The sequence below is a fragment of the Brevundimonas diminuta genome, assembly GCF_050310045.1.
Lineage (GTDB): Bacteria > Pseudomonadota > Alphaproteobacteria > Caulobacterales > Caulobacteraceae > Brevundimonas > Brevundimonas diminuta_F.
The window spans coordinates 1,706,863-1,730,509 of the sequence record NZ_CP190005.1 but is presented as its reverse complement, the minus strand read 5'-3'; the positions used below and the strand labels follow the sequence as shown (position 1 = coordinate 1,730,509).

Genomic DNA, 23,647 nt, shown 5'->3' with positions numbered 1-23,647 from the left:
GTCGCTTCTTCCAAGCGCGCGTGGGCTCTGGCGTAGATCGGCGTCGAAGGGTGGCGCTTAACGAAGGCCGCCGCGTTTCGCGGCGGCCATATGACTAGTTAGGGCAACTGTTTGGCCGCTTCCGTGTCGCGGCTCGGCCGGAAGGCCAAAGTGGTGCCTGGATCAGAACTCAAGCTGAAGCCGGGAAGGTCCGGATCGCCGAACGAACAGAGCCTCGGAGGCCCAGCATGTCCACGCAGAGATGCCACTGACCCGTACGCGGCACTTTGAGGCTGACAGTGGAGCGGGTCGCCAAGCCGCCCACAAAGCGGTAGCGGCGGCCCCTTCGGTAGTTCTCGAAGTTCGGTGAATCCATCAGGCGCACATTGGCTGCGCTGCCCAAAAGGGTGACCTCGACGATGCTGCCGCTTTCCATTTGGCCGAGCGCATAGTGCGTGAAGTTCATGGTGTTCCTGCCAGCGATTTCGCCAAGCTAGGATCCATTTCTGTCAAAATCGGTCGTTGATCAGTGTGCGACGGATCAGGTGTGCAGCCATCAGTTTCCGGGGAAGGGGCCGCGCCCCCTCCGACCGCTGGTGTGATTGTCTGCGCGTCTAGCTGTTCGCCTCGGGATGATCGGATGTCGCTGCGCTAGGTGCGCTCGGACGTTGGTAGAGCACGGGCGGGCGATGGCGGAGCTTTTCGCCGTTCACGGTGGTGAGGCGTTTGCCGATGATGTGGCGGTTGAGAGTAGGGCGGTCTAGCGACCGGCCTGGATCTCGTGGATCGTGTACGCGCTTGTGAAGGTTGGCGCGATCAATCGGCTCGCCCGTCACTGCTTCAAAGAGGGCGTGATAGTCATCAAAGACGAACTCGTCCGGCGCAAGCGCTAGGATGAAGTCGCAGTCGGCTTTCGCTCGTTCCTTAATGTACGTGAGCGCATCTTTGATGATGCGGTCATGGTCGAAGGCGAGAGGGGCAGGGAGTTGGTCCACCGGAAACCACCTAGCGTCTCTGGCGTCGCTCGCGGCTTTCAGCCGGACGTCTGCATGTCGGACTAGGGCGCAAAAACCGATGGTGACGACTCGCCCCCTCGGGTCGCGGCCTTGGTCGCCATAGGCGCCGAACTGCTCCAGGCGCTCCGGCGCGACCCCAGTTTCCTCCTTGGCTTCTCGCGAGGCGCAAGCGGACAGAGAGGCGTCGATGTCATCGTCTGTCTGCTCTGAGCGTCTGGGATCATTGTTCGGATATTCGACCCTGAGAAAGCCTCCCGGCAAAGCCCAGGAGCCTTCGAAGGGGGCTTCATTCCTTTGAATTAACAGCAGGGACAGCGCCCCCTCCTCGACCGTGAAGGCGGCGATGTCCGTCGTCACGGCAGGATGAGGCTGGGCATATATGACAGGCTTAGAGTTCATGTCTTGACTACATTTAGCCTTTATGTTAAGTTGCAATTAACATAGGGCAGTCGAGGTCCGGGCGCAAATGACGAGAGCTGAGGCGAGAACGAGCAGGACGCATCCGCTGCAGATCGACGAGGTGCTGTGCCTTCCAGGCGTCTTGGGTCTGACTTTCTGTCCGGGAAAGAAGGGGCCAAGCGTGTTCGGCGCTGCTTGGGACCGCGATCTGGAAACGGACGTTGATGCGATCCGATCGTGGGCCGCCTCGACCGTTGTCACCTTGGTCGAAACCCATGAACTCGAAATGCTGCAGGCGTCGGGTCTTGGCCGGGCAGTCACCGAGGCCGGCATGAAGTGGATGCATGCGCCGATCGAGGATCTCGGCGTTCCTGATAAAGCCTTTGAGCGGCGCTGGTTGGCGATCGGCCATCTTGTGCGTGAGGATCTTCGCAATGGACGCCGGGTGGTCATCCATTGTCGGGGTGGACGTGGAAGGGCGGGCCTGGTGGCTGCGCGCATTCTTGTTGAGTGCGGCGTTGAGGCCGAAGAGGCCATCGCGCGCGTCAGGCAGGCGCGGCTTGGCGCCATCGAAACCGCGGCGCAGGAAAACCACGTCCGCGCCTGCCGCCGCATTGAACACGATCCGGCTGTAGTGGATCGCATCCTAGGTTGCCTATTCGGCGGCGCCGTTGGCGACGCTTTCGGATATGCCGTGGAGTTCGATCGACTTGCAGAGATTAAGCGCCGGCATGGGCCAGATGGCTTGACCGCGCCGGTGTCGAAGGGCGGCAAGTTCGTCGTTAGCGACGACACCCAGATGACCTTGTTTACGGCCCAAGCCGCGGCAGAGGGCGGCGATGTGGCCGCGTTGGGCGAAGCCTATCGCGACTGGCATCGCACCCAGACCGAAGGACGCCCGTGCGCGGACGAGCAAGGACTGTTGCGCTGGCCGGAGCTTTGGGCGCATCGCGCGCCAGGCAACACCTGCTTGTCGGCGCTGGCGTCTGGACGCCTTGGCACTCCGCAGGAGCGCATCAACCAATCCAAGGGATGCGGCGGCGTCATGCGGGTGGCGCCCATCGGCTTGAACAAGGAATGGAACGAGGAGACGGTTTTCAATCTCGCCGTCCAAGCGGCAGCCATCACCCATGGTCATCCCCGCGGGTTTTTCAGCGCCGGAGCGCTAGCCGTCATGGTGCGCGTCTTGCTCGAAGGCAGCGCGATCACGGCAGCCTTCGTGCGCGCGACCGGGGCTCTGTCCGGCCAGGCTGAAGCGGATGAAACGCTCGACGCGATGCGCAAAGCGTTTCAGCTCGCTGGACTGAGCGACCGCCACAAACGCGACGTCGCGGAGGGTAGACTAGGGGAGGGATGGGTAGGCGAAGAAGCCTTGGCCGTCGCCCTCTATAGCGTGCTGACGACGAGCGACTTCAAAGACGTGATGAGGATCGCGGCCAACCACGACGGCGATAGCGATTCCACGGCGTCGATCGCTGGGCAGCTGTACGGCGCCCGGCATGGCTTGACGCAGATCCCATGGGCGTGGGTCTCTGGCCTGGATGTGTTTGAAGCCTTGTGCGATGCGGCGGCGCCGCTTGTTTGTCGGGCGGCATGAGATTGGGCTCGGGGGAGCAGATGATGCTTATTCAGCGTGCGCTGGAAATCTGGAATGCGGTGGACGCCGTTGAATACGAATGGTCGATCGGCGTGCGGGCGCGAGAGCGTTTTTCGCAGCTGACGGGCTTGCCGATAGATGCGGGGCAAGGCGAGACCTTAATGGCGCTCAATCGGCGGGTGCGCCACCTCGTACATGCCGTCCTGCGGGACGGACGAACCACGCACGAACACGCCGCCGACCTTTACGATTGGATCGTGGCGGAATGGGGCGGCGTGAAAGCGGGGCGGGACGGGGTGCGAGCCTGGGCGTCGCCGGACGTCGGGTGGCATGGCGGCTATCAAGATCATACGCTTTTGGCGTTCGCCGAAGGCCAGGGCGGGAAGCGGATTTCATCGTGGAGCAAGATCTTCGCTTACGCCGCCCCTGATGACCACGCCATCTACGACAGCCGGGTCGCGGTTGCGCTCAACATCGCCCTGTATCGTTGTGGCGAGACGGCGCGTTTCTTCATGCCGGCATCGAAGATCTATCATCCCAAGGGCGGCGCGCCGCGACCAAACGCTGTGGCGAGGGCGCGCCAGGCGCTCGGCCGCGAGCACCACTTGGGCTATCGCGACTACCTGGTCTGGGCCAAGGCCGTGCGCGAGCAACTACAGGCGGGCCCCGACCCCGCTGATCTTCTGGCGATCGAAGCTCGGCTTTTTGCGGCCGCGCCCGCCATGGCTGAAGATTTTCTTCAAGCTGCATAGTGAGGCGCGCTTTTCGCCTGTCTCGATGAGGAGCGGGGCGTCTGCGCATCGCGAGGCATGAAGGCTGATGCCGAGGAACTGCGCGGCGGGATGTGGCGCCGGGCAAGCTTTGCGCCTGTCGAAGCGCGCGCTTTGGCGTCCTCGCGGGCCTATGTCCTCTGAAGACGGCAAAGGCCTTCTGCGTCGGCGTTTCTTCGCCGCCGTCTTTCAGCCGGATGGACTGGTCGTTTGCGCGGCCGACTTAAAGCGGAGCCCTGATAGTTCGTACCCCGTCAGTGGCTGAGCGGGGGGCCGGGTCTCGACCCCTAGTCGCACCAGCCAGCGCGTTCTCTCGAAAGGCGGATCTGACCGGAAGCCGGTCGGCTAGGCGCAACCGCGCGTTCGACTTTCTTCCCCGGCCTGACGGCCTCCTCGCGAAAACAAGAAAGTCTCTCTTCAGGTCCTCCGCTTCGCTGCGGGGGCTCGACTGAGCTCGCCCTGCGCGCCGACCGGCCCCCGGTCTCCCGATCGCCATCGAGGCCGCGACAGGCGTGGCCCGAAGCAAAGGAGAGACTGACATGGCCGCTATTGGAACCTTCACCGTCCAGGGCGACGGCTACTCCGGGTCGATCAAGACCCTCACCCTCGACGTCAAGGCTGCGACCTTCCGGCCGAATAAGAAGGCCGACGACAAGGCTCCAGACTACCGCATCTTCGTGGGCCCGACCGAGTTCGGCGCCGCCTGGAGGAGGACGTCCCGGGAGGAGCGGCAGTACCTCTCGGTCAAGCTGGACGACCCCAGCTTCCCGGCGCCGATCTACGCCTCCCTAGTCGAGGCCGACGGCGGGCACAGTCTGATCTGGTCGCGCTGACCCGGAACCTGCGGCGGCGCGCTAGGCGCGCCGCCGCCCCTTCATTCGAACATCCAATTCTGAGGAGGCCGCCATGAAGCGCCCCGCCGATCCCGCTCGTCTGGACATCTATGCCCGGATCACCAACCAGATCATTGACCAGCTGGAGGCCGGCGTCCGGCCGTGGACCCAGCCATGGGTCGGAGGTCATCCCGTCACCCGTCCGCTTCGCCACGACGGCACGCCCTACACGGGCGTCAACATCTTGCTGCTGTGGTCGGAGGCCTGTAAACGAGGGTTCGCCTCATCGACCTGGATGACCTTCCGCCAGGCGCTGGCTCTGGGCGCCCGTGTCCGCAAAGGCGAGAAGGGCTCCACTGTGGTCTACGCCAACCAGATCGTGCGCTCGGAAAACGTCGATGAGGGCGAGGAGGTCGAGCAGCGCATTCCTTTCCTGAAGGCCTACACCGTCTTCAACGTAGAACAGATAGACGACCTGCCGGCCGCTTGGCGGCCGACGCAGCCGGAGGCGGTCAATCCCGACGAGCGGCTTGAAGCGGTCGAACGCTTCTTCGCCGGCTTGGGCGCCGACATACGTCACGGCGGATCGGCAGCCTATTATGTCCGCGCCTCGGACCGTGTGCAGATGCCGCCGTTCGAGACGTTCTGCGACGCGGTCGCCTACTACGCCACCCTTGGGCATGAGTGCGTCCACTGGACAGGTCATGAAACACGAATGGCCAGGGACTTCAGCCGCTCCGCCCAAGCCTACGCCCGAGAGGAGCTTGTCGCCGAACTGGGCGCCGCCTTTCTCTGCGCTGACCTGGGACTGGAATTGGAGCCGCGCGAGGACCACGCCGCCTATATCGACTACTGGCTCGAGGTGCTGAAGGCCGATAAGCGCTTCCTGTTCTCCGCGGCGGCGCATGCGCAGCGTGCGGTGGCCTGGCTGCATGAAGCGCATCCCTAACGTGCCGGTTTCCTCGTTTTGAGGTTTGAGCCGCGTCCTGATCGGGCGCGGCTTTTCCTTTGTCTGGGCCGCTGCCGTTGGGGACGGTAGGTTCCGCCTCGGGCCGGCGGGCAGGCGGCCGGGGTGGAACGTCGAGGCGGCGGCTGGGCCCTCCCGTAGGCCTACGGGGCGAAGCGGTTGGAGGTCTAGGGCAGGATAGGCTTTGCGCCGGCAATGTCTGACAGAGCCCTTTCCCCATGGACCGCTTCACTGTTCGCCTTCCGCCCGACCTGGCTTGCCGCTTCGATGCGGCCGCGAGCGCGTGCGGCGGGCGGTCGAGGCTGTTGAGGCGGCTGATCGAGGCCTCGGCCGGAGATGAGGATCCGCGTTCCGGACCGGCGTCGGCGGAACCGCTGACCGGAAAACTGACCCTGAGGCTTGGCGCTGCCGATCTCGCCGCCGTAGAGGCTGAGGCGACGAGGGTCGGCCTGTCGCGCACTCAGTGGGTGGTCGCCCTCGTGCGCCGGCGGCTCCACGGCCAGCCGCAGCTTTCGCCGGGGGAGGCCGTCGCCTTCATCGAGATCCAGCGCGACCTGCGCCGTATCGGCGTGAACCTGAACCAGATCGCCCGGACCGTGAATGCGACGGTCCCGGGTGGGCGGGCGCCTGGTGTTGAGCTGGTTCGCGTCCTCGCCTTTGCAGAGGAGGTCAGAGGCGGCCTGTCGGGCCTGCGGCGGGCGTTCGAGGGCAACCTCGACTACTGGTCGGCCGGCTCATGACGGACTTCCGGCCGCCTTCGGGTTTCGAGGAGGCGCTGCGGCCGCCGGTCCAGCCGGCGCGGGCGCGGATCACGCGGTCGGTGCTTGGGCGGGCGGGAGGGGGACGCGGCGAGGGCGCGCGGGCGACGCTCGCCCGCGTGGCGCGGCGGGCGCCGGAGGCCATGGTCAAGATCACCGGCAAGACGCATGACGCCGGTCATCTCGCCCGGCACCTCGACTATATCTCCCGCAATGGACGCCTGTTCCTGGAAGGCCCGGACGGCGAGCGGCTGAAGGGGCGCGCCGACGTGCGGACGCTTGCGGACGATTGGGCGGGAGAGCTGTCCGCCGAGCCTCTAGGGCGGCGAGGCGCGGTCTCCATGTCGATCGTCCTGAGCATGCCGGCAGGCACGGAGCCGTTTCGTGTGGAGGACGCGTCGCGGGCCTTTGCGGAGCATGTGTTTGGCGAGCGCTTCTCTTACGTCTTCGTCCTGCACGACGAGGACCGGCATCCGCACGTCCACCTGACGGTGAGGATGTCAGGCCGTGACGGCGCGCGGCTGAATCCCAGGAAGGCGGATCTCCAGAGGTGGCGGGAGGTCTTCGCTGAAGCCCTGCGAGAGCGCGGCGTCGAAGCGGAGGCGACGCCGCGACGGACGCGGGGCGTGGTGCGCAAGGCGGAGCGGACCTCTGTTCGCAAGGCGCGAGAGCGGTTTGAAGCGGGAGCAGGGCCCCTGCCCAAGGTGCTGGCGGGCGCCTTTCGCGAGGCAGCGCGCGGGGAGGGCGAGGGGGCGGTCTGGGAGCGTCAGGCGATCGAGCGTCAGCGCCTCATCCGGCGGGCCTATGTGGCAGAGGCTCTGGCGCTCGCCCGTTCCGATGATCCGCAGGACCGTGAACTCGGACGTTCGGTCGAAGCCTTCGTCCGCAGTCTGCCGAAGCCTGAGACCCGGCGGATGCGGCTGCGCGACGAGATCGTGGCGGTCCGGGACCGCGCCAGCGGCGGAGCGACAAGGTCGCCTGATCCCGGTCCTCGGGGCCGGTCGCGTTAAGGCGATGTCAGGCGGGGCGGGCCGCCTTAAGTTCAAGGCGGAGGGCGCGCTGGATGCGCACGGCGTCGGCCTCATAGACGCCGGCGTCGTCGGCGTAGGCGCGCCAGGCCGAGACCGGAGTGCTGACTTCCTCGACCAGGGCGAGGGCTCTTCTGCGGCTGAAGCCGCAGTAGCCTCCGAAGGCGACGAGGTCCTCCAGGTCGAAGTCGTCGCGTTTGCCGTTCAGGCTCATCTGATGCTGCCGGGTCCAGGGGCCGGAGGGGTTGTAGGCGTAGGCCACGTCATAGGCGGGGGAGAGCCGCCAGGCGCCGGTGCGGTCCATCAGGAAGGCGATGTTCTTGACGTGGTCGTCCTGGTTGCGGATCAGGATGTTGAAGACCGCGCGGCGGAACTGCTGCTCGATGTCGACCGCCGGCAGGCCGAGCCTGCGGATCGTCTCGACGGCCTGTTCGTAGGCATAGGCGCCGGCGGCGTTGAAATCGAAATGACGGATGGCCGCCAGGGACTGCATGTGCAGCTTGTCGCCCTTGGCCCTTCGGTCGAAACGGCGGGTCATGAAATGGCTGCGGCCGCCCTCCTGGTGGAGGCGGCATTCGGACATGTCGATGCCGGCGTCGGCCGCCATGCGCGAGAAGGCGTATTCGATCAGGCCGAAGCCCTGGGGATCGGCCAGTTCCTTGTCGCGGTTGTTGCTCACCCCGTCGAACTTGATCAGCCAATAGGTGAAGCCCGCATCCGCCGGGAGTTGACCGGAACGGAATTCGCCTGTGGCCTCATTCCAGGCGAGCACCGCCTTGGCGCGGGCTCCGCCGGCCGAGGTGCCGACGCGCAGGATCTCCTCCAGCGTGTCGCGGTCGTCCTCTCCGGACAGGACGCCGTGCAGGTCGGCGCGGGCGTCGAGGACCTGGTTGGCGAGGTCGACGAGGGCGTGGATCTGTATGGGACGCGAGCGGCGCTCGGTCTTGAGGATGGTCGGGTGGAACTCAAGCGCGCCCATGCCGCGCGTGCCGATGTAGCAGAGGCGTTCCACCGGATTGAAGCTGGCGGCGTCGCGGCCTTCGCGTGCGAGCCAGGCGTCGATCAGGGCGTTGCCGTATTTGTCGGGAAGGGAGTCCGCCAGAAGGCCGGGCAGGCCTTTGAAGGCGTCTCGCGGCAGTTCCGGAAAGGCGTAGGGCGCCGCGTTCAGCGGCATGACGAGGGGCGCCAGCTCCACGCCGCTGCCGAGGAAGTCGGGCATGTACTGGAAGACGGCGTGGCCGCGCGCCTCGACCCAGCTGACGGCGCCGATGTCGGTGCCCCACAGGCGGATGACGGCGTCGGTCATGACTGGTCGCCCCAAGCCCAGCGGGAGGCGGGCGGGGGCGAGGCGGCGGGCGCCGCCCGCTTACGCTCCCGGCCGGCCGGGCGCACCCGTTCGACCGGGCGGATGTCCAGGGCGGGCGTCAGGGCGTCGAGGCGGCCGGCGATCTGCAGGGCGTCCATCACGCGGATGAGGTTGTCGAGGGAGATGTTCTTTCCGTCTTCCAGGCGGCGCAGGGTGCTGAGCGACAGCCCCGCCTCCGTCGCGAGTTGCGCTTGGGTGAGGTTCCGGCTGAGGCGTTCAGCCGCCAGTCCACGACCCAGACGCTCGGCCTGGCGATCGATTTCCGCCTCAGCGATCGGCATGCAATCCTCCATATATGAACGATTGTCACTCATGATATATGGTATCGTCTATATATGAATGATTGTGAGGAGTCCAGATAGGGCGGGCTGTTATCGCTCATATATGATCATTAATGTCATGTAAGTCGCATAATGGTTCATATGTAGATGTTTATGGCTCAGCGATCCCTATCCCATATCCGCGTTTGACCAGCCTCGCGTTCGAACCGCCGGCCGGCGTCGAGGTGACGGATGACGCGGGCGACGGCGCGCCGCATCAGGCGGTCCCGGGCGGCGGGGTCCTTGACGAGGGCGCTGACGGCGATGGCGACCTGGGCCATGCGCGTCGTCGCCTGGGTTTCAGCCCGGATCCGGTCTTCGTCCTTCCGGGCTGTCTTGCGGGGCGGGGTCTTTCGTTCCGCCGCCTGGCGGTCGATCTCCCGGGGACGATAGCCCCGCACCTGGAGGTCAAGAGCCTGGGCCTGGACCCAGACCTCCCTGCGGAAGGCCTGATCGCCGCTGACGACGATCTCGCGCCAGCCGCGGTGGTCGGCGATCCGGAGCATGTCCCTGACCACGTCGGGATAGGGCTCTCGCGCGGTGAGGCGCCGGCCGTGATCCCGGAAAAGCGCCTCGCCGCTCCGGTTGTCCCGGTGGAAGCGTTCGGCCCTGCCTCTCCGGTCGTGCTCGACGAGGTATTTCGCCTCCAGCCCCTCGGGCAGGTCGCCCTTGCGGCGCGAGACCGGGGACTGCTTCCGGGCGCGGCCGGGAACGGGGCTGAGCGCGTTCTCCGTGTCGCGAACGGGGGGCGCTGCGGCTTTGTTTCCGACCATCAGCCTCTCCCCTCGGCGCGGTCTCGCGGCGCGGCCGCATGGTCGATGAGGGCGTCCACCCAGGCCGCGACCTGAGCCTCGTCGGCCCCATGGCCGGGAGGCAGGGGCGCGCCCTCCTGCTTGAGCGACCGGACCAGGCCTTCGAAGCTCCAGTCGTCGTTTTCTGGGGCCGGGCCCGGGGAGGGCGGCGCTGGAGAAAGCCGGGGCGCCGGCGACGCAGGAATGGGCGGCACGTCCGGAGGCGCGACGGGCCGGCGTTTCAGCTCGGGGTGGGAGAAGAAGCGAAGCTTGCGGCCGAGAATGGGCGGCAGGCCGGCCTTGAGGACAATGAGGGCGTCGGCGTTCATCTGCATTAGCTCCTGGGGCAGCATCAGAGAGCGCCTCTGGTCGGACTGGGTGATCGAGCGCCTTCCGGCGCCCAGCAGGACCGGGCGGCTGCGGGACAGGGCGGCGTAGGTATAGGCGCCGAGCCGTTCGCTGAGATCCCGGGCCGTTCTCAGCTCCTTGGGCGCGAAGGCAACCTCGACGGCGCAGTTGGACATGATTTCTTCGGCGACGTCCGGGCCGTAGATGGCCCGGAGCTGGGCAGGGCTCTGCAGGACGGGCAGGAGGCGCAGCCCATAGCCGGCCACATAGGCGAAGGCCCGGGCGAGTACGCCGGCGTGGCCGAGGCGGGCGAACTCGTCGAGCAGGACCAGGACCTCCAGAGGCTCGGCCCGGCGATCCGGCAGGCGGCGGGTGTTCAGGTCCACGAGCTGCTGGAAGAAGAGGCTGTAGAGCGGGGCGCAGCGCGCGACATTGTCGGGGGAGACGCCGAGGTAGATGGAGGTCGGGCGGGTTTTCAGGCTTCTCAGATCCATATCCGAGGACGCGGTCGCGGCGTCGACCAGGGGATTCAGCCAGAGCGCCATGCGCGCCGTGATGGTCTGTTTGATGGAGGCGAAGGTGTTCTCGCCGGCCGTGGCGAAGTCGAGGAGGGCGGCGACGCAATAGGATGACAGGGGGCGTTCGGAGCCAGCGCGCGCCTCGACCAGGGCGGGAAGGCGTCGGCGGGGATCGCCGCCGGTGAGCTGGCGGAAGATCTCGCCCAGGGTGAAGGGCAGGTCGGGCGTTTCGGCCACATAGGCGCCGACGCCGATGAAGCCGGTGCGCGCCGCCTCGTTCCAGAAAGGATCGGCGTGCTCCGGCGCCGGGAAGAGCATAGTCGCGATCTTCTGAAGCTCGTCGAGGGTCTCGACCGGATTGCGCCGGTTGATGTGGCCGAGCGGATTGTAGCGCGCGGTGCGCCCCTGCGGATCGAGCGGATCAAAGCGCCAGACCGTCTGGCCGCAGCCGGCGCGGTAACCGGCGGTGGCTACCCAGTTTTCCTGTTTGACGTCGAGCACCACGACCGAACCGGGCCAGGTCAGGAGATTGGGAATGACCACGCCGACGCCCTTGCCGGTCCGGGTCGGGGCGTGCAGGAGGACGTGTTCGGGACCGTCGAAGATCAGGGGGCGGCCTTTCGCCTGGCCGACGACGATGCCGGATCGCGCCCGAAGCCCGGCCCGGGCGATTTCCGCGCCGTTCGCCCAGCGCGCGGCGCCGTGGAGAGGGCGGCGGCGTGAAAGGACGCTTGCCGCGGCTATGACGACGAGCACGAGGGCGCTCGAGCCGGCACCGACGCCCAGCCAGCGCGACAACTCGGGATCATGACGTGATCGCCAGACCCAGGCGGGAAGTCTGACCCAGTCGAGATCCGGCGCGAGTTGTCCCGTGCCGGCCATGGCGATGATCAGGGTCAGCGTCGCGCCGATCCCGGCCAGGGCGAGGCCGGCGACGGCCCAGGCCGCCGCCCTAGCCGCGGGCGAGGCGTTTGCGAGCGGGATCATGCCAGACCTCCGTCATCCGGAAGCGGCCATCGACCTTCTTCATCTGCACCACCACATCCACCATCAGGTGCAGCAGGCTGCGGATGTCCTCGCGCGGCAGGTCGCGGCCGCCCTCGGACTCGCGCACCAGCAGGGTGAGTTGCTCGAAGGCCAGGGCTGCTGAGTCCGCATGTACGGTGGTGATCGAGCCGGGGTGTCCGGAGTTGACGGTGCGAAGGAAGAAGAAGGCGGCGGCGCCGTCGCGCAGTTCCTGCAGCAGGATCCGGTCGGGACGCATGCGCAGGGCGCTTTCCAGCAGGGCCCTGGGACCGGTCCTGGCCAGACCCTGGCCGTCCTTGGCGTAGAGGAGATGGACGGCGTTGCGATGCGGGACTGTCAGTTCGCGGGCATCCTCGATCGTCAGCAGCCGCTCATGGAGCGGGATCAGCTCCACCAGACCCTTGGCGAAGGTGGTCTTGCCCGAGCCGGTGGCGCCGGAGATGAGAATGTTGCGGCGGCTCTCCACCGCCAGCCGGAAGAAGCCGGGCCAGTCCCCGCCCTGCCTCAGGCCGATCAGGGCGGCGTCTGTTTCGTCGATCTCGTGGCCGCTCACGGCCGTCGCCGTCGCGAACAGGCCAGCGGCTTCGAAGTCCTCAAGCCCCATGCGGCGGCTGAAAGGCTTGCGGATCGTCAGGGAGATCATGTCGGCCGGGACGGCGGGGGGAAGAACGATCTGGCATCGCTCGTTTCCGGGCAGGACGGTGGAGCAGATCGGATGTACGGCGTCGACGTCCTGCCGGGTGAAGGCCGCCGCCGCGACCGCAAGCGTATGCAGCCAGGCTTCGGTCAGGGCCGGAACCTCGTGCCAGCCCCACCGGCCGGAGGATTCGACCCCGACCTCGCCCGGGCGGTTGACCACCACCTCCGTGACCGCCTCCGGTTCAAGGAAGGGGCTGAGCGGAGCGAGGTAATGGTCCAGGACGGCGGTGTCTTCCATCAGCGCGGCCGGAGGCGATAGACGTTCGCGAAATTGAGGTCCTGGGCCACGAAGATGGAGACCTCGGACCCCTGGCCCTTGCGCAGTGTGGGCGGGATGGCGATCGAGTTCTGCAGGGCGATGGCGGCGGCGTCGGACGGGACCCGTGCTGAGGACTGGAGGTCCTGCCCCCGGCCGGCCGCCGCATAGACCCCGTCATCGACGATCGACAACAGAAGGGCGCCGCCGAAGCGGTCCCAGAAACGGGTGTCGATCTCGCCGTCGAAGCCGGAGCGGCCAAGAGCGTCGGCCGCGGGCGAGGCGAGCGTCACCGCCACACCTGTCGGCGTGACAGCCCGGGTCCACAGGACGAAGAGCCTGCGACGACCGGTTTCGAGCCCGCCGCGGTATTCGCCCAAAACCCGCGTTCCGCGCTCCATCAGGACCACAGTCCCATTGTCCGAATAGACGTCGCGGGACACCAGGCAGCTGACATAGCCCGGCGTGGCGCTGTCCATGGCGGTCTGCAGCACGCAGGGCAGGCTGGTCCCGGCGGTGATCAGGAGGCTGCGATCGGGAAGGATACCCGCCCTGGCCTCCCCGATCGGGCTGAGGCGGCGAAGCTCGTCGAGCGAGGTGGGGCTCTCTGGGTCAGTCAGCGGCAGGGGGGAGGCGTGTCCGGGGGCGGGGGAGGCCCGGCCGGAGCGGCTATAGGCCAGAAGGGGCGCCCGCCGGGCGCTCTCGGCCAAGGCGCGCCTTTCATCCGCCGGCGAGGTCGAGGGGCTGGTCCGGTCGTGGGAAGGCTCGATCGCCGGCAGGACTTCAGCCTCGTCAGTCAGCGGCGCCGCATGGGGATCCCCGGCGTCGCTGATGAGCGGCGGGGGCTCGGGGCGACGGGCGGGTTCGAACGGCGCGCCCTGGCGGGCCGGCTGGTCGGCGGCGGGTGGTTTCCGATCCCGGGCGTCGCCCCGGTCCCAGGTCGCGAAGAGGAAGACGCCGCAGCCGGCAGCGAGGGCGGCGAGCGTGATTATCCGCCCCTGGCGTCCGCCGAGCCGTCCGGCGATGGGAGATATCCCCCGGTCCTGACCGGTCGGAGGACTGTCGGGGCGGTCCAAAGCCTCGGGCGGCGGGGTGGGATCGGGGGTCATGACCGGCCTCCCGTGAGATCGCGTACGACCGTCGCAGAGGCCGTGCCGGTCGCCGCAGCGAGGCTGCGAGCATCCCAGGCTTCATTGAAGATGCACAGGACCGAGGCGCCGCGGCGCAGTCGCAGGCCGCGCGCGGTGCCATGGATGACCACGAACTCTCCACGGACGTCATAGGGGATGAGCCGTTCGCCTCCGTCCTCGGCCACTTCGAATATGGCCGGAAGGGCCTGGGCGCCAGGGAAGCGAAGGACGGTGAAGCGGCCGTTGTCGCTGACCTCGCTGGGCTGAATCCGGCTGTCGCCCTGGACCGAATAGGCAAGATTGCGCGGCCCCTGGATCGCGCCCTGCTGAAGTTCGAGGCTGACGAGGCGTTCCTCCGCTAGATTGGCGGCCCGCGCCAGGCTGGCGGCCGCGCGGGCCTCATCGTCGTCGGGGTAGAGGAAGCGGATCTGATAGGCGATCGACGAGCGCGCGCCCGGGTCGCGCGCGACCAGTTCGAAGGCGTAGTGACGGGCCTGTCCAGCGCGGTCAGTGACCACCAGGAGATTGGTGGTCTGGTGGCGTTCGCGCGGTTTGAGGAAAAGGACCGAGCCTTCGGCGGCGACCTCCCAGGCCACGCTGTCGCCTATGGCGGCGTGCCGGATCGTCTCCTCGGGCGAAAAGACGATCTGGGTCGCGGTGCGAAAGGCCCCCGCCACGCGATAGACCTCGCCGGGGGCGTAGACGACCTCGCGCATGCGGGCGTCCGGCGTTTCTTGAGCGAGGACGGGGGCGGCGAGCGTCAGGGCGCCCAGGCTGATGGAAAGTACGAGAGCTTTCATCGGATGACCTCCGGGTCGGCGCGATAGGAGACGACCTGGAATCCGAGGGGATTGCGCAGCCGGTCTGCCTCCGTCATCGGCGCGCGGGTCCAGGTGAAGGCTATGGTGGCGATCCAGTCGCTCTCGGCGACCTGCCGGGCGTGTCGGACCGTGCGGCGGAAACGGACATTGGCGACGTCGTCATTGATGAAGCCGATGGCGCGGATGGCGACGACGGCCTCGCCGTCCGGTCCATAGAGGTTCTGCGGGCTCTGAGGGTTGGAGCCGCGATAGAGGTCGGACCAGCGCGCCTGTTCGCCGGGCGCCGAGAGGACGGACACCAGGCGGAAGGCGTCCTCGGCGGCCGGGTCGAGATAGCCCTCCCGGGCGCGCACATATTGGGCGAGGAAGTATTTGCTAACGGCCTCGTCGTAGCGGACCGGATCCTGGTCCGCTGAAAGGCCCCTGACCACGTCCACCGCCCCGGTCGACTGATCGACGCGGATGACGAAGGGTTCGGTCGTCTTCAGCGGCGTCAGGGCGATGACGGCCAGGCTCGAGGCGGCGGCGAGAAGCGTGGTCGCGCCCGCCGCGGTCCAGGCGAAGCGTCGCGAGCGAAGGGCGGAGGACAGACGGTCCTGATCCCAGCGTCGCGCCTCGGCGAAGTAGCGCTTCAGGTCGTCGGAGGGGACGCCGGTCATGTGCAGCCTCCGGGCGGTGGTGTTTGGGCGCTGACAGCGGCGGCCGCCGTCGGGGGCGGTTCAGGCGAGAGAATGGAGCCATGCGGATTGGCCGGGCGTCGGGCGGTTCCGTCGCACGTCGGCAGGTTCGGGCCGGTCAGGGAGGCGCAGCTGCTGAGGACGCAGGCCTCCAGAAGGCAGAGGAAGGGAAGCGGGATGCGAAATGACATGTCAGGCTCCATTCGGTCGGATGGTCCCGCCGCTCCGGGGCGGCTGGCGGCTGGCCTCCTGAGGCCCGCGGGCGGCGCCGGAGCGTCCGGATCCCAGGGCGGCGGCGTTGGCGAAATCAGCCAGACCCGCGCTGGCGCCGCCGGCGACGCCTGCGGCGATGGCCGGGGTCTGCAGGAAGAAGATCGCGCCGAGCAGGCACAGGGCGATGAAGATGAGGCCGCCGATCATCGGGTCGGCGCCCTGGATCGATCCCCACTGGTCCCGCACAAGGGAGAGGACGAGCTGGAAGATGACGATCATCAGGGCGAAGAGGACGAGATAGTTCACCGCCTGGCTCAGCCAGCCGAAGAAGAAGCGGCGGGTGGCGTCGAACAGGGCGCAGGCGATGAAGATCGGACCAAGGGTCACCAGCAGGGCCAGGGCCAGCTTGGCGACCAGGACCACCCCGAAGCCCAGGGCTGCGGCCAGGGCGCCGATGATGAAGACCGCCGCCGAGATGACGTAGGGACCCGGATTGAAGGCCGAGGCGTCGCGGGCGATGTCCTCGCCCAGCCAGGCCGCATAGGCGAAGAACTGGTCGAAGGCGGCGCCGACGCTCGGCGCCTCTGCTCCGCTGACCGCGCGGGTCAGGACATTGGGCAGGCCGGTGAAGAGCGGTTCGGTGACAAAGCTGGAATAGGCTGCCGTGGTCGCCAGGGCGTAGATCAGGGCGAGTTTGATCGAACGGACGGCGAAATCCATCACCGGCTCGCTGATGGCGCCCCGCAGGATGGCGAAGCCGTAGAGGACGACATAGAGGACAAGGGCGATCCTCAGAGGGCCCTCGACTTCGGCGATCACCGCGGACAGGCGGCTGCCGAGGAATTCGTTCAGGCGGCCGTCGATGAAGTCATAGCTTGGCTCGAAGACCCGGAATTCCATGATCAGGGCTCCCGGACGGTCTGGGCGCAGGCGGCCATACGTTCGCGACGCCGGGCCTCGGCCAGACCCTGGCGGGCGAGGACGCAATCGCGGGTCCTCCGGCCTGCGTCGCAGTCCGCCACAACCTTAGCGGCGCGCCCCGGCGTCCGTGCGAAGCCTTCGGCGTCTCGGGACGGTGGCGAGCAGGCCGGTAGAAGGACGCAGGCGAGAACGACGACAGGGCGGGTCATCGGAAGGCGCGCTCATAGACCGCCTGTCGCGCCGTCCTTGCGGCTTCGGCCTGTTCGCGGGCGCGTTGTTCCTCGAGCCGGGCTTCCGCGGCCTGGGTCAGGGCGAGACCCTGAAGGCGGAGCTGTTCGTTCTGGATCAGGGCCTGTTCAGCCGCGAGGCGGGCCTCGAGATCCATGACGGCGCGGGCGTTGGGGGCGGCGTCCAGGGCGCGGCGCAGGCTTTCCAGGCCCTCGAGTCTCTGATCGGACGCCTGGCTGACGGCCTCGCCGATGGCCAGATCCCGGGCCGTCCGAGCTCCCGACCGTTCGAGGCTGTCGCGATAATAGGTCTCCGCGTCCCCTGAGGGCGGGGTGTAGAGGCGGGTCTCGCGGCGGATGGCGGCGGCGCGGTCCGCCAGATCGCCGAGCGCCGTCAGGTCTCCGTCAGCCGCCGCCCGCAGAGCCCTCAGGTCCGGCAGCGGATTGCGGACTTCGGGAAGACCGAGGACGCTCGCCAGGGCGTTGACGTCGGAGATGGCGTTCAGGCTGTCGAACAGGGCCTGACCCTGTTCGACCTGGGCCTGAAGCGCGCGAAGCTGTTGCAGGGCGGTGCGGGCGTCCTCGACCAGCCTCGCGTAGGCTGCCGGGTCATGGACGATGTGCTGGGCCCGGGCGGAAGCGGCTGAGCACAGGAGGGCGGCGCCGACTAAGGCCGCGAACGAACGGGCTTTCATGAGACTCTCCTTCGAGCATGGAAGACGTCGCGCCATTGCGCGTAGTCATCGCCCGCCTCTGCGCGGATGCGATCGAGCAGGGCAACGGTTTCAGTGCGGCCGGAGAGAACCGCCAGGGCGTCGTCCATGCCGCCGAGGTCGAGCTCCACCACCACGCTGTCATGGCCCTGTTTGACCAGGAAGCGACGGGAGGCAGGCGTCAGCTCGTCCCTGACCAGCCGGAACTCGGTCTCGCTCAGGCCGAAGCCGTCGACATAGTCGCGGGCCTGGCCGTGGGCGTTGGGCAGGAAGATCTTGGTCGCGCACTGTTCCAGGATGGCGTGGGCGATCGGCGATCGCAGGACGTCTGCGGGCGACTGGGTGCCGAACACCATCAGGGCGTTCTGCTTGCGCCAGGTCTTCAGGCCGTCCTGGGCCAGGTCGGCGAAGGCGGGATCGCCTAGGACCTTCCAGAACTCATCAATGTCGAGGACCAGCCGGCGACCGTCCGCCCGTTCGGCGATCCGGTGGAAGAGGTAGAGCATGGCCGGGGCCCGGACCTCGTCATGATCCAGCACCTGGGTCATGTCGAAACCGACAAGAGGGGCCTCCAGGCTCAACAGGTCGGCGTCATTGTCGAGGACCCAGCCGAGCGGACCGCCGCGCTGCCAGCGCTCGAGCCGGGCGCCGACGCCGCCGGCGTCGCCCTGGCCCAGCAGGCTCCTCAGGGCCGCGATGGATCGCTGGCTCCGGGGAAGGGCCTCCAGCGCCACGACGCCGTGATCGATCGCCCGGGCCTGGGCGACCGTCAGGGTTTCGTCCGGACGGCTGACCAGGGCCCGGACCAGCCGGATCAGGAAGGCGCGGTTATGGGGCGACGGAGGCAGGGCCTTGAACGGCGCAAAGCCCGTCGGCTCGCCGTTGGCCAGGGCCAGATAGGTCCCGCCGCAGGCGCGCACGAAGATCTCGGCGCCCCGGTCCTTGTCGATGAAGACTTGCTGGGCGCCGAACCGCTCCATCTGGGCCAGCATGAAGTTCTGGACGACCGTCTTGCCCGCCCCTGAAGGCCCGCAGATGAAGGTGTGGCCCAGGTCGTCGACATGGAAGTTGAAATAGAAGGGCGACCCTGCGGTCGTCCTGAGAGCGGCGACGGCGGGGCCCCAATGGTTCCCCGCGGGCCGGCCCACGGGATGGGAATGGAAGGGCGCCAGCGCAGCGAAATTGCGCGAGGTGATGGCGGCCGGGCGGGTGCGCCGGGCGAATGCGCCCGGAAACTGGGACCAGAAGGCGGCTTCGAGCCCGAGGTCCTCTCGCGCCACCACTAGGCCGGAATCCGCCAGGATCGCGCGCGCCCTGGAAAGATGGTCGGCCAGGAGCCTGGGCGTGTCGCCGTAGACCAGCACCGACGCCTGATGTTCGCCCATGACGAAGCGGTTGCTAGTCAGCTCATCCAGGGCCTCCGACAGTCCTTGAATCTGCGATCCGGCCCGATCCCGCGAGGAAACCATCTGGTTCTGCTTGCGCTCCATCACCGCCCGGGCGGCCGGTTTGGACAGGAAGGCGAAGGACTGGGAGACGACGAAGGGGAAACGGGCGTTGAGCAGACCGTCCCACAGACCCGGCCGGGTGGCGGCCGGATATTCCTTGATCGCCAGGATGGCGGCGAAGCGCGTTTCGGCGACGTCGCGCAGCTCCAGGGTCTCACGGCCGAAGATGACGCGTGAGACGTAGGCGGCGTCGCCGAGATGGCCGCAGGTCAGCGGGACCCGTTCGGCGCGGCCGGTGAGGATCAGGCGGATCAGCTCCAGCGGCTCAGAAAACCATAACCCTCTGCGTTCATAGAGGCCGAGCCGGCGCGGGCCGTACCGGGCCAGGAGCTGGGTCAGGTCACGTGCGGACTCGTCCAGCCGGTGAAGCAGCGCCGCATTGATCTCCGCGCCGGCTTTGCGGGCGGCGCGCAGCCGCCGCATCAGGGCTCCGGCGCGATCGCCGCCCTCTCGGCCCGGGTGCAGCACCAGGGTGAGATAGAGGTCGTTGACGAACAGGCGGCTTTGGGCGAGCTGGGCGTCATAGGCGGCGGAAAGCTCGCGCGCGAAGCTCGAGGCGTGCCCTGCGGCGGGCGTGACGGCGATCGGACGGCGCACCAGATGATGCCACACGGCCAGCCGCTCATCGGCGAGATTGCGCCACGCCTGATTGAGCTTCACATGCAGGTCATTCAACTCGCGGGCGTCGGCCGTCTCGAAACTGACCCCGTCGAGTTTCAGGCAGAGCATCAGGGCGCCGCTGTCCAGGCTGACTATTTCGTCCGTGACATGCCGGGCGTAGGGCAGGGCGGGGCGGACCTCCGGTTCGCGCTTCATCATCCGTCGGGTTGCGCTCGGGGATACGGCGACGTCAGCCATGGCGCAGGCCCCCCGGGTTGAAGCGGCGCACCAGGGGCAGGGGTGACGGTGAAGAGCCGCCCCAGGTCGCGCCGTTGCGGGCCCGGCCCTTGGTGTCGACATAGATGAGCAACAGTCGAAAGGCGTTGTGGTCCGCCTTGCAGATGGCGCGAAACACCAGGTGCAGCGCCGGGGCGACCAGCAGATAGAGCAGGCTTCCGCCGACCAGGAAGACGATCCCCGAGAGGATGACGTTGATCCCCATGGCCTCCATAGGCACGCCCATCATCATCGCGGGCCGGGTGCAGGCCAGGAACAGGGGATCTTCGATGAGCCGTTCGTCGGTCATGGTCGCCCCACCAGGGCCTCGGCTAGACCGATGGCGACGACAAGGCCGAGCGCGAGGCCGCCCAGAGCCTGGGCGAAGCGCGCGGGCGAGATGATCCGACGCAGCACGAGGACCGACAGGCCGAGGCTGAGCAGCCCAACGACCAGTGTACAGGCGGCGACCATCAGCCGCCTCCAGTGATGAGATTGACGATCTCGGCGGCGCCGAACACTACAATGATGCCAAGAACCACGATGGCGGCTCGGCGAAGGTCGAACAGGCCGAACATCCACAGCACGCCGACGACCACAACTGCGAGCACCGCCAGCAGCCGGGCGGTGTTGCCGGTCAGCATATCGACCACATTCTGCAGCAGGCCCTCAACATTGGCCGAGGCGAAGGCGGGGGAGGCGGCCGTCAGGCTGACGACGCCGGCGATCGCCGTCGCCGCCGCCCAATGGCGTCGACGCAGAAGAGAAACGGTCATGGCTGAGAACTCCGGGCAGGTTCGAAGGCGAGCGCCGCTTCGCCGCGCGCGCGGGCGAACACGTCCCAGGCAGGCGGGGGCGTTTCGGCCACGAGGCGGATCGGGCGCTGAGAGGGCGCAGGCGGGGATGGTGCGGCGGAGGTGAGGGAGAGGCGCGCGGCGGCCGCCTCGATGCGCGCAACATAGCCGTTGCGAATGCCCCGCTGCGGATGGCCGCTGTTGTATCGCGACAGCGCCACGCGCAGGGCCTCTTGATGGGCGCGCAGGTCCGGGCCCGTCGGTCGATAGCCGGCGCGCAGTACGGTCGCGGCGGCGGCCAAGCTGAGGCAGGGGTCGAAGGCCTCCTCGATGCTCAAGCCCAGCCAGGCCAGATTGTCGCTGTTGATCTGGGTGAGGCCTAGGTCGAGGTTTGCTCCCCGGGCCAGAAGGCGGCGAGCCATGCGTGAGGCCTCGTCGGCGCTCCGCGCCCGCCGGCCGGGGCCAGGTCCTCGGTTCACGCCGATGGCCAGAGAGTCGAAGCGGCTCTCGACATGGGCGATCGCGGCAAGGGTTTCCGGCGCGACGGAGGGGGCGCAGGCCTGGGCGAGACTGAGAACGGCGAAGAGGTCGAGCATGGCGGGCTCCGTGATTGGCCCCTAGCAAACCGCCGGACGGGCCGGCTTGCGACCCGCAGCGGCCCCACGGGGAATCTACTGAGGGAGGTCGACCCGTCGTCCGACCGGGCGGGCCTTCGCGGCCAGCCGGGCCACGGCCTGGATGCGGGTACGCACGCCAAGGAGATCGCAGGCCCGCATCAGATGCTCATCGACAGTGCGAGACGAGATGCCGAGCCGCTCGCCGATGGCGGCGGATGTCAGCCCGCGGGCGGCGAGTTCCAGACAGGCCGTCTGTCGCGCGGTCAGGCGCGGCGTCGACCGGGTCTGGGAGAAGCGATGGGAAGTCGACATGAGGCGGAGCAGAGGGCGTAAGAGCTATCGCCGCCAGTCCGTAAGTCTTACCGGGCGCCCTTACGATGGCGGAAATGCGGGCGGACTCGCCGATCCCGACCTTTGCAACGAGGCTTTCCGTCTCGGAGATGCACCGACCCGGGGCCTCTGCGCCGATGCCTACGTCCGCACGCGCGCCCTCTACTATCAACACCAGCCTTCGCTCGATGAAATCCTCAAGCGGTTGGAGCCGTGGCTCGGCAGGCTTTGAGGCGTCGTGGCCGCGACAGACGGTCTGCTCTGCAGGTGCGCGCGTCATACACTGAGATCGACGGCATCGCGCTCTGACCCATGATCCTAGATCAAAGCTGGACGGTCCTAGGTCATCCGATCTCTTTCAATCCCATCAATAAGTTGAACGCCGCGGTAGAAGCTCCAGATCCGCTCGACACGTCCTTATTTCGAGCTTGCCTCTGAGGTCGGATCGGGCGGCAGGCCGTCGTCGGCCTTGGAGCCCTCCGGCTTCACCAGCTTGCTGGCGCGGTCCTTCAACCAAGCGTTCGCCGCCGCCTCCCGGCGCACCGACTGCAGCGCCAATTCCTTCATGGCCTTGGTGAAGGTGTTGATCAGGGTGCGCCCGTCCAACTCGGTGATGACGTCGCCGAGCTCCTCGTCGAATTCCTGCAGGGCCACCATCAGGATGGTCATCAGCTTGTTGTCGGCGACGCGCAGGGCGAAGTTGGGCGAGCCGAAGGTGATGGCGGCGAGGATGGCGTAGGGATCGGAATCGGTGACCTCCGCAAAGCGGTGGATGCGCTCCAGGTTGATCCGGCCGCCGCCCGCTTCGAAATGTTCATAGGAGCGAAGCGCCATGCCCATAGCCTCGGCCACGTCAATGGCCCTCATGCGGCGGTGGGCCCGGATGAGGCGCAGCGCGGACGACAGGGTTTCGCTCTGAGACTGACGTTGCGCCTGAATCATGGCTCGTCCCCTTCCGGCGCAGGGGCCGCCTTACCCCAGCAGGTTGAAAAATGGCCTTCCTGCAGCGCAAATGGAAGTCTCAATAGGAAATCAGTCATTTAACTTGCGGAGTTGCGCAAAAAACTTGTGAAGGAAGTATAGGTGTCGTCGATCTTCACGGTCTTGTCGGAGGGTTACGGTCGCAGGCGCGCGGCTGCCGCGACCTGTTGCTTATCGTTGACTTCGGAGGTTGCTGCCCCGTTTCGTCAGAGGAGAGAGCGGTGAGAAGCCGGGACCCGTTCGGTCAGGCGCTCGCCGCCCTACGCCAGTCCCTGGCCCAGGGTCTGGCGCCTGGAGAACGGCTGGCGATCGCCGACGTCGCCGCGGCGCTCAAGCTGAGCACTAGCCCGGTCCGCGAGGCCCTGTCGCGTCTGTGCGGCGAAGGGTTGATCGACGACCGGCGAGGCCTCGGCTATTTCGTGCGGACGCTTCCTGCCGAAGACATCGTCGGCCTCCTTCAGCTTGAACGGGGTCATATCGAACTAGCGCTGAGCCTGGCGGATCAGCCTCCGCCGGGGCCGGCGGAACTCGAGCGGTTCGTGGAATGGTCGACCGCCCTTATGGCGCGCTGCGACAGCGAACCGCTCAAGGAAAGCTTCGATCGGGTGTCCGCCCGGCTCGCTCCGGTGCGTCAGCTTGAGCATCGCTTGCAGGACGATCTCGCCATAGGGTCGGACGGCGAAGGCTATACGCTCGCCCAATATTACGAGGACCGGATGCGCCTTGCCCGCAGCCTGGCGAGCGCGATGCGTCGTCTCCCGACCGTGCCCGGCGAATACCTGATCAATACAGTTTGAATCGACGCACGGGTGGCCGTCTCTGGGACAAGACCGACGTCCGTCGGTTGCAACCCAGGAGACCAGCCATGACGACCAAGACCGTTTTTCGCCCCATCCGCCTCGGCAGCGCCAAGGCCCTGACCCGCGCGGTCACCGAAGGCCCGATCAACGAGCCCAACTCGCAGCGCAAATTCCTTATTGGCGGCGAATGAACCCGAGGGCCGCCGTTTCGAGCGGCGGCCCCGACGTTCGAACCCTCTTCATTCATATCCATTAGGAGGACGCCATGGCGATCCGCCACTACCCCCGAATCCTGTTTCGTCTGGGGAGCGCGCGTGCGCTGACCCGCGCCATGGACCACGGCCTGCTCGCCGAGACCAACAGCAGCC

27 protein-coding genes are annotated in these 23,647 nt (G+C 67.5%); 8 read left to right on the top strand and 19 right to left on the bottom strand.

Going from position 1 to position 23,647, the window contains the following annotated elements:
- Positions 1 to 169 precede the first annotated feature (169 nt).
- Together ACORJG_RS08300 and ACORJG_RS08295 are read right to left on the bottom strand one after the other, a co-directional pair.
- A complete protein-coding gene (locus ACORJG_RS08300; protein WP_427788484.1) occupies positions 170 to 445 on the bottom strand; it encodes a DUF1883 domain-containing protein in 276 nt (91 codons plus the stop codon).
- 148 nt (positions 446 to 593) lie between these two features.
- Positions 594 to 1,352 (bottom strand): NUDIX domain-containing protein, encoded by a 759-nt coding sequence (locus tag ACORJG_RS08295; RefSeq protein WP_427788482.1) that lies wholly within the window; start codon positions 1,350 to 1,352, stop codon positions 594 to 596.
- A 109-nt stretch (positions 1,353 to 1,461) separates the two neighbouring features.
- Here ACORJG_RS08295 and ACORJG_RS08290 point away from each other — a divergent pair, with 109 nt between their 5' ends.
- The 6 genes from ACORJG_RS08290 to ACORJG_RS08265 all read left to right on the top strand — a co-directional run bounded on the left by ACORJG_RS08290 (position 1,462) and on the right by ACORJG_RS08265 (position 7,329).
- Positions 1,462 to 2,991, top strand: a complete 1,530-nt coding sequence (locus tag ACORJG_RS08290) for an ADP-ribosylglycohydrolase family protein (protein ID WP_427788480.1) — start codon at positions 1,462 to 1,464, stop codon at positions 2,989 to 2,991.
- A gap of 20 nt (positions 2,992 to 3,011) precedes the next feature.
- The gene (locus ACORJG_RS08285; RefSeq protein WP_427788478.1) at positions 3,012 to 3,743 is read left to right on the top strand and encodes a hypothetical protein; all 732 of its coding nucleotides are present in this window, start codon (positions 3,012 to 3,014) and stop codon (positions 3,741 to 3,743) included.
- A 557-nt stretch (positions 3,744 to 4,300) separates the two neighbouring features.
- A complete protein-coding gene (locus ACORJG_RS08280; RefSeq protein ID WP_427788477.1) occupies positions 4,301 to 4,594 on the top strand; it encodes a DUF736 domain-containing protein in 294 nt (97 codons plus the stop codon).
- 73 nt (positions 4,595 to 4,667) lie between these two features.
- Entirely contained in the window at positions 4,668 to 5,543 is an 876-nt protein-coding gene (locus ACORJG_RS08275) for an ArdC family protein (RefSeq protein WP_427788475.1), read from the top strand.
- 236 nt (positions 5,544 to 5,779) lie between these two features.
- The gene (gene mobC, locus ACORJG_RS08270; protein ID WP_427788473.1) at positions 5,780 to 6,301 is read left to right on the top strand and encodes a plasmid mobilization relaxosome protein MobC; all 522 of its coding nucleotides are present in this window, start codon (positions 5,780 to 5,782) and stop codon (positions 6,299 to 6,301) included.
- A complete protein-coding gene (locus ACORJG_RS08265; protein ID WP_427788471.1) occupies positions 6,298 to 7,329 on the top strand; it encodes a relaxase/mobilization nuclease domain-containing protein in 1,032 nt (343 codons plus the stop codon). The genes mobC and ACORJG_RS08265 overlap by 4 nt, the downstream gene beginning before the upstream one ends.
- A gap of 7 nt (positions 7,330 to 7,336) precedes the next feature.
- Here ACORJG_RS08265 and ACORJG_RS08260 read toward each other — a convergent pair whose 3' ends face one another.
- The 17 genes from ACORJG_RS08260 to ACORJG_RS08180 form a co-directional block, all read right to left on the bottom strand.
- A complete protein-coding gene (locus ACORJG_RS08260; protein ID WP_427788469.1) occupies positions 7,337 to 8,653 on the bottom strand; it encodes a type II toxin-antitoxin system HipA family toxin in 1,317 nt (438 codons plus the stop codon).
- Positions 8,650 to 8,994: a helix-turn-helix domain-containing protein gene (locus ACORJG_RS08255; protein ID WP_278069516.1), complete on the bottom strand. Its 345-nt coding sequence runs from the start codon at positions 8,992 to 8,994 to the stop codon at positions 8,650 to 8,652. Before ACORJG_RS08255 ends, ACORJG_RS08260 begins: the two co-directional genes overlap by 4 nt.
- 158 nt (positions 8,995 to 9,152) lie before the next feature.
- Positions 9,153 to 9,806 carry an LPD7 domain-containing protein gene (locus ACORJG_RS08250; RefSeq protein ID WP_427788467.1) on the bottom strand — a complete coding sequence of 218 codons (654 nt, stop codon included), beginning with the start codon at positions 9,804 to 9,806 and terminating at the stop codon, positions 9,153 to 9,155.
- The gene (locus tag ACORJG_RS08245; protein ID WP_427788466.1) at positions 9,806 to 11,677 is read right to left on the bottom strand and encodes a type IV secretory system conjugative DNA transfer family protein; all 1,872 of its coding nucleotides are present in this window, start codon (positions 11,675 to 11,677) and stop codon (positions 9,806 to 9,808) included. Before ACORJG_RS08245 ends, ACORJG_RS08250 begins: the two co-directional genes overlap by 1 nt.
- Positions 11,643 to 12,653, bottom strand: coding sequence for a P-type DNA transfer ATPase VirB11 (gene virB11 / locus ACORJG_RS08240; RefSeq protein ID WP_427788465.1), 1,011 nt, complete (start codon positions 12,651 to 12,653; stop codon positions 11,643 to 11,645). The genes ACORJG_RS08245 and virB11 overlap by 35 nt, the downstream gene beginning before the upstream one ends.
- The gene (gene virB10, locus ACORJG_RS08235; RefSeq protein WP_427788464.1) at positions 12,653 to 13,780 is read right to left on the bottom strand and encodes a type IV secretion system protein VirB10; all 1,128 of its coding nucleotides are present in this window, start codon (positions 13,778 to 13,780) and stop codon (positions 12,653 to 12,655) included. The genes virB11 and virB10 overlap by 1 nt, the downstream gene beginning before the upstream one ends.
- Entirely contained in the window at positions 13,777 to 14,601 is an 825-nt protein-coding gene (locus ACORJG_RS08230) for a TrbG/VirB9 family P-type conjugative transfer protein (protein WP_427788462.1), read from the bottom strand. The genes virB10 and ACORJG_RS08230 overlap by 4 nt, the downstream gene beginning before the upstream one ends.
- Positions 14,598 to 15,281: a virB8 family protein gene (locus ACORJG_RS08225; protein ID WP_427788460.1), complete on the bottom strand. Its 684-nt coding sequence runs from the start codon at positions 15,279 to 15,281 to the stop codon at positions 14,598 to 14,600. The genes ACORJG_RS08230 and ACORJG_RS08225 overlap by 4 nt, the downstream gene beginning before the upstream one ends.
- Before the next feature lie 210 nt (positions 15,282 to 15,491).
- The gene (locus ACORJG_RS08220) at positions 15,492 to 16,412 is read right to left on the bottom strand and encodes a type IV secretion system protein (RefSeq protein ID WP_427788458.1); all 921 of its coding nucleotides are present in this window, start codon (positions 16,410 to 16,412) and stop codon (positions 15,492 to 15,494) included.
- A 226-nt stretch (positions 16,413 to 16,638) separates the two neighbouring features.
- Positions 16,639 to 17,355 (bottom strand): type IV secretion system protein, encoded by a 717-nt coding sequence (locus ACORJG_RS08215; RefSeq protein ID WP_427788456.1) that lies wholly within the window; start codon positions 17,353 to 17,355, stop codon positions 16,639 to 16,641.
- Entirely contained in the window at positions 17,352 to 19,739 is a 2,388-nt protein-coding gene (locus tag ACORJG_RS08210; RefSeq protein ID WP_427788455.1) for a VirB4 family type IV secretion/conjugal transfer ATPase, read from the bottom strand. The genes ACORJG_RS08215 and ACORJG_RS08210 overlap by 4 nt, the downstream gene beginning before the upstream one ends.
- Positions 19,732 to 20,067 carry a type IV secretion system protein VirB3 gene (locus ACORJG_RS08205; protein WP_427788453.1) on the bottom strand — a complete coding sequence of 112 codons (336 nt, stop codon included), beginning with the start codon at positions 20,065 to 20,067 and terminating at the stop codon, positions 19,732 to 19,734. Before ACORJG_RS08205 ends, ACORJG_RS08210 begins: the two co-directional genes overlap by 8 nt.
- On the bottom strand, positions 20,064 to 20,231 hold the full coding sequence (locus ACORJG_RS08200; protein ID WP_427788451.1) for a hypothetical protein: 168 nt from the start codon (positions 20,229 to 20,231) through the stop codon (positions 20,064 to 20,066). The genes ACORJG_RS08205 and ACORJG_RS08200 overlap by 4 nt, the downstream gene beginning before the upstream one ends.
- Entirely contained in the window at positions 20,231 to 20,533 is a 303-nt protein-coding gene (locus ACORJG_RS08195; RefSeq protein WP_427788449.1) for a TrbC/VirB2 family protein, read from the bottom strand. Before ACORJG_RS08195 ends, ACORJG_RS08200 begins: the two co-directional genes overlap by 1 nt.
- A complete protein-coding gene (locus ACORJG_RS08190; protein WP_427788447.1) occupies positions 20,530 to 21,147 on the bottom strand; it encodes a lytic transglycosylase domain-containing protein in 618 nt (205 codons plus the stop codon). Before ACORJG_RS08190 ends, ACORJG_RS08195 begins: the two co-directional genes overlap by 4 nt.
- A gap of 75 nt (positions 21,148 to 21,222) precedes the next feature.
- Positions 21,223 to 21,480: a helix-turn-helix domain-containing protein gene (locus ACORJG_RS08185; RefSeq protein ID WP_427788445.1), complete on the bottom strand. Its 258-nt coding sequence runs from the start codon at positions 21,478 to 21,480 to the stop codon at positions 21,223 to 21,225.
- 435 nt (positions 21,481 to 21,915) lie between these two features.
- On the bottom strand, positions 21,916 to 22,440 hold the full coding sequence (locus ACORJG_RS08180) for a helix-turn-helix domain-containing protein (RefSeq protein WP_427788444.1): 525 nt from the start codon (positions 22,438 to 22,440) through the stop codon (positions 21,916 to 21,918).
- Between the two features lie 260 nt (positions 22,441 to 22,700).
- Between ACORJG_RS08180 and ACORJG_RS08175 the strand changes: the two genes are divergently transcribed.
- Complete coding sequence (locus tag ACORJG_RS08175) at positions 22,701 to 23,276, top strand: GntR family transcriptional regulator (protein WP_427788442.1); 576 nt, start codon at positions 22,701 to 22,703, stop codon at positions 23,274 to 23,276.
- Between the two features lie 68 nt (positions 23,277 to 23,344).
- On the top strand, positions 23,345 to 23,470 hold the full coding sequence (locus tag ACORJG_RS08170) for a hypothetical protein (RefSeq protein ID WP_427788440.1): 126 nt from the start codon (positions 23,345 to 23,347) through the stop codon (positions 23,468 to 23,470).
- Positions 23,471 to 23,647 lie beyond the last annotated feature (177 nt).